The sequence below is a fragment of the Bacillus sp. LL01 genome (assembly GCF_001037965.1).
In genome coordinates this window covers 1-3,725 of record NZ_LFEL01000219.1, presented here as the reverse complement: position 1 = coordinate 3,725, position 3,725 = coordinate 1, and the positions used below count along the sequence as shown (strand labels likewise).

Here is a 3,725-nt window from a genome sequence, read left to right as displayed (position 1 = left end):
AGGAAGCAATAAAGAGGTAGCCTACAAATGATGTCATAACTGAGATGATCCAAATAGAGATGAAGATTAAGTCTGTTCTTTCGACTACAACAAAGGAGAACGATTTGATTAGGTACAAAATGGGTTCAGGTACAAAGGCGAGTTCTTCTGGGCTAAAAAAGATATAACAGACGATCGCTAAATAAGCATAGGTGAACGTAACAGTTGCATTAGCTAGTGTAGCTGCTTTTACTTTTTGTTTAAGAGTTCCTTCTGTTGAAGAAAACAAAATGATAAATAATTCAAAACCAAGCAACGATAACATCGCTGCTTTCACACTCATTACAATATTGGTGACTCCTGTGTGACCAATCGGTAAGATATAGCGAACGTCTATATGTGTAAAAGCTGWAAAGGTTATGGCGATGATAAGAACCAATAATACCRATACTACTACGTGAAAGCGTGCAATGATTCGAACGTTTTCTTTTGCTAAATAAGTAGCAGTAAGAACAGCTAAGCCTATTTTGATAGATTGAGGTGTATTTGGAAACGCCCATATATCTAATACTGAGCTAAAAAGAATTAAAATTAATATACCTACACTAATAAAGTAAATGATGTGAAGAAAAGTAAAAAATTTACCTAACCATTTTCCGAAAACACCTTCTAGAATCTCGTATAAATTCAAAGTTGGAAAGCGTTTCGCTAATAGCATAAATACAAAAACCATCACTTGTACGAGAACGCCAGCTAGGATAATTGAGATCCACCCATCCGTTTTAGCACCAGCATCAAAAACAGAATAAGGCATCGAAAGCACGCCTACTCCTACTTGTGTTTGAATTATAAATAAGGCGAGCTGACCCGGTGTAATCGTCACTTTCGTTGATTGACTCATTTCTTTTGCCACTTTCTTGAATACCCTTGCTGTTTAGACTTAATAGGCACGTAAGCGGTTGGTTTCAGATTCATCAGCCATACTGGCAAGCGTAGAAAGGTATCTTTTAAGTCCCTCCATTTAAATGGAGCGATTGGTGAGAAATAAGGGATACCAAATGATTCTAATTTACATAGATGAATAAGAAGAATCATTCCTGCAAATGAAATACCCAAAAAGCCAAATGTTGCAGCAGCAAACATAAACGGGAAGCGCAGGATCCGCACTGAGGTATTCATTTCTGTCGATGGAACGACAAAGGCTGCGATTGCTGTTAGTRCCACGACGATAATCATAATGTTGGATACAAGTCCTGCCGTTACAATGGCATCACCAATTACGAGACCTCCGACAATCCCGATGGTTTGACCGATCGGAGACGGGAGCCTGACCCCGGCTTCACGAATTAATTCGATCGTCAGCTCCATAACAATCGCCTCGACAATTGGCGGATAAGGAATTTGTTCTACGGAACTTTTAACCGGGAGCACCAAATCATTTGGAATAATCTCAAAGTGAAAACCAACGACTGCAATGTAGATGGCTGGTAGTAAAATAGCGATTAAAAAGCTTAAAATTCGAATCATTCTATAAAACGTTCCAACATAGAAGCGACTATTATAATCATCCGGTGATTGATAAAAAGCGAAAAACGTAATAGGAGTAATGATGGTTGTTGGACTTCCTTCGATCATGATCGCCACTTGACCATCCATTAGTGCTGCCATTGTTCGATCAGGTCGTTCCGTATTGAGTACTTGTGGAAAGGGAGAAAAAGAAGAATCCTCAATAAACTCTTCAATGAAACCAGGACTGAACGTCATGTCCATTTCAATCGAGGAGATTCGCTTTTCAACTTCTTGAACAATTTTAGAATTGGCAATATTTTTCATATGTAGCACAGCGACAGAAGTATTGGTATCCGTGCCAATTTTAAAATAATGAATAGCGAGATTCTGGCTTGAAATTCTTCGCCTAATAAGATGAACATTCGTTCCGAGATCCTCAACAAACCCTTCATGAGATCCCCTTACAACTTTTTCATTCATTGGTTCTGACGTGTCACGTTTGATCACACTTGAAGTATCAAGCAGAAAAATCATTTCGAACTCATCAATTAATAAAACCGAGCGGCCTTCTAGAAGGCCCTCGACAACTTTGTTTTGTGAATTCGTCGGAACAAAGGTCGCTGCATGATCAAGCATGTTACTTAATGATTTCTGGCTATCGAAGGCTGAACCAAGCATGCGTTCCACTTTTTCAAAATCGGTAATTGAGCTTAAGTAATAGAGGGTTGCTTTTTTATCTTCAATCTTAAAATTACGTTTTTGTAAATCACCCGCATCCTTAAACGTGTTTTCAATGAAATCTTGGTTTTTAATTAGTAAATTAGATGTTTTCTTTGAGGACGACTGCTGAGATGAGTTAGCATTCGCTTCACTTTTTYGTCCTTTTTCAAGTTTTAATCTTGTTAAGCGTTTCACTAAGCTTCACCATCCTTTCATCCAGCATTCGCTCGTTTTATTCCTTTTTATCATTTGCAAATATGGTGAAAACATGCAGAAGTGGATGTCATCAGTTGATGGTAGTTAAAGGGTAATCAAAAAGTATCAAAAGAAGAAAATAAAAGAAAGTGAAAGGATAGAAGGGAAAATGGATGAAAAAATGGAGTGTTATACGCTTACATAAGACTTCTAAAAAAGCGATAATCATGCTACAATATCTCTCGTTGTAAACGGACACGACTTTCGTGAGAGTCGAAAGTCAGTAAGAAAGATCTATGACAATAGAAGAAAGAGGTGTCAGATGAACACACAAACATGGAAGGAAAATTGGTTTGGCAATATCCGTGGTGATGTAATGGCTGGTCTAGTTGTGGCACTTGCATTAATTCCTGAGGCGATTGCCTTTTCGATTATTGCTGGTGTTGACCCGATGGTAGGGTTGTATGCATCATTCTGTATTGCTGTGGTGATCGCATTTGTCGGTGGACGTCCTGGAATGATCTCTGCTGCAACTGGTGCGATGGCTTTATTAATGGTGACGCTCGTGGCAGATCACGGCTTACAATACTTACTAGCGGCGACAGTTCTAACGGGTATTATTCAAATTATTTTCGGTGTATTTAAGTTAGCGAGGTTTATGAAGTTTATTCCACGCTCTGTTATGGTTGGTTTCGTAAATGCGTTGGCTATCTTAATTTTTATGGCTCAGCTTGAGCAGTTTGAAGGTGCTACATGGATTATGTATGGACTAGTAGCAGCAACACTAGGAATTATTTATTTGCTCCCAAGAGTAACAAAAGCTGTTCCTTCTGCATTAGCGGCGATTGTTGTCATTACAGCGATCGTAATTTTTATGAGCATTGATGTTCGTACGGTAGGGGACATGGGAGCATTGCAGCAGGCATTACCTATGTTTTTAATTCCGCAAATTCCTTTGAATTTAGAAACCTTAATGATCATCTTACCTTATTCATTAGCTCTAGCTATTGTAGGGTTACTTGAATCACTACTAACAGCAAACATTGTTGATGATATGACAGACACTGATAGTGATAAGGACAAAGAAAGTCGTGGACAAGGGATTGCGAATATTGTTTCAGGGTTTTTCGGTGGTATGGCAGGTTGTGCGATGATCGGACAATCTGTTATCAACGTAAAATCAGGAGGGAATGGGCGTTTATCATCTCTTGTAGCTGGTGTGTTCTTGATGTTCTTAATTATTGTATTAGGTGGACTTGTGGTTCAAATTCCAATGGCTGCGCTAGTAGGTGTCATGTTCATGGTTGCATTTAGTACTTTTG

3 protein-coding genes are annotated in these 3,725 nt (G+C 38.7%); 1 reads left to right on the top strand and 2 read right to left on the bottom strand.

Annotated elements, in window-relative coordinates:
* Window positions 1–880: GerAB/ArcD/ProY family transporter (locus tag AB685_RS28255; RefSeq protein ID WP_047973931.1), on the bottom strand; the 880-nt coding region annotated here is incomplete at its 3' end.
* Window positions 877–2,403, bottom strand: coding sequence for a spore germination protein (locus tag AB685_RS28250; protein WP_082153810.1), 1,527 nt, complete (start codon window positions 2,401–2,403; stop codon window positions 877–879). The genes AB685_RS28250 and AB685_RS28255, both read right to left, overlap by 4 nt.
* 322 nt (window positions 2,404–2,725) lie before the next feature.
* On the opposite strand from AB685_RS28250, the gene AB685_RS28245 reads away from it, so the two are divergent.
* Window positions 2,726–3,725 (top strand): SulP family inorganic anion transporter (locus AB685_RS28245; protein ID WP_047973930.1); only part of this gene is annotated, 1,000 nt, incomplete at its 3' end.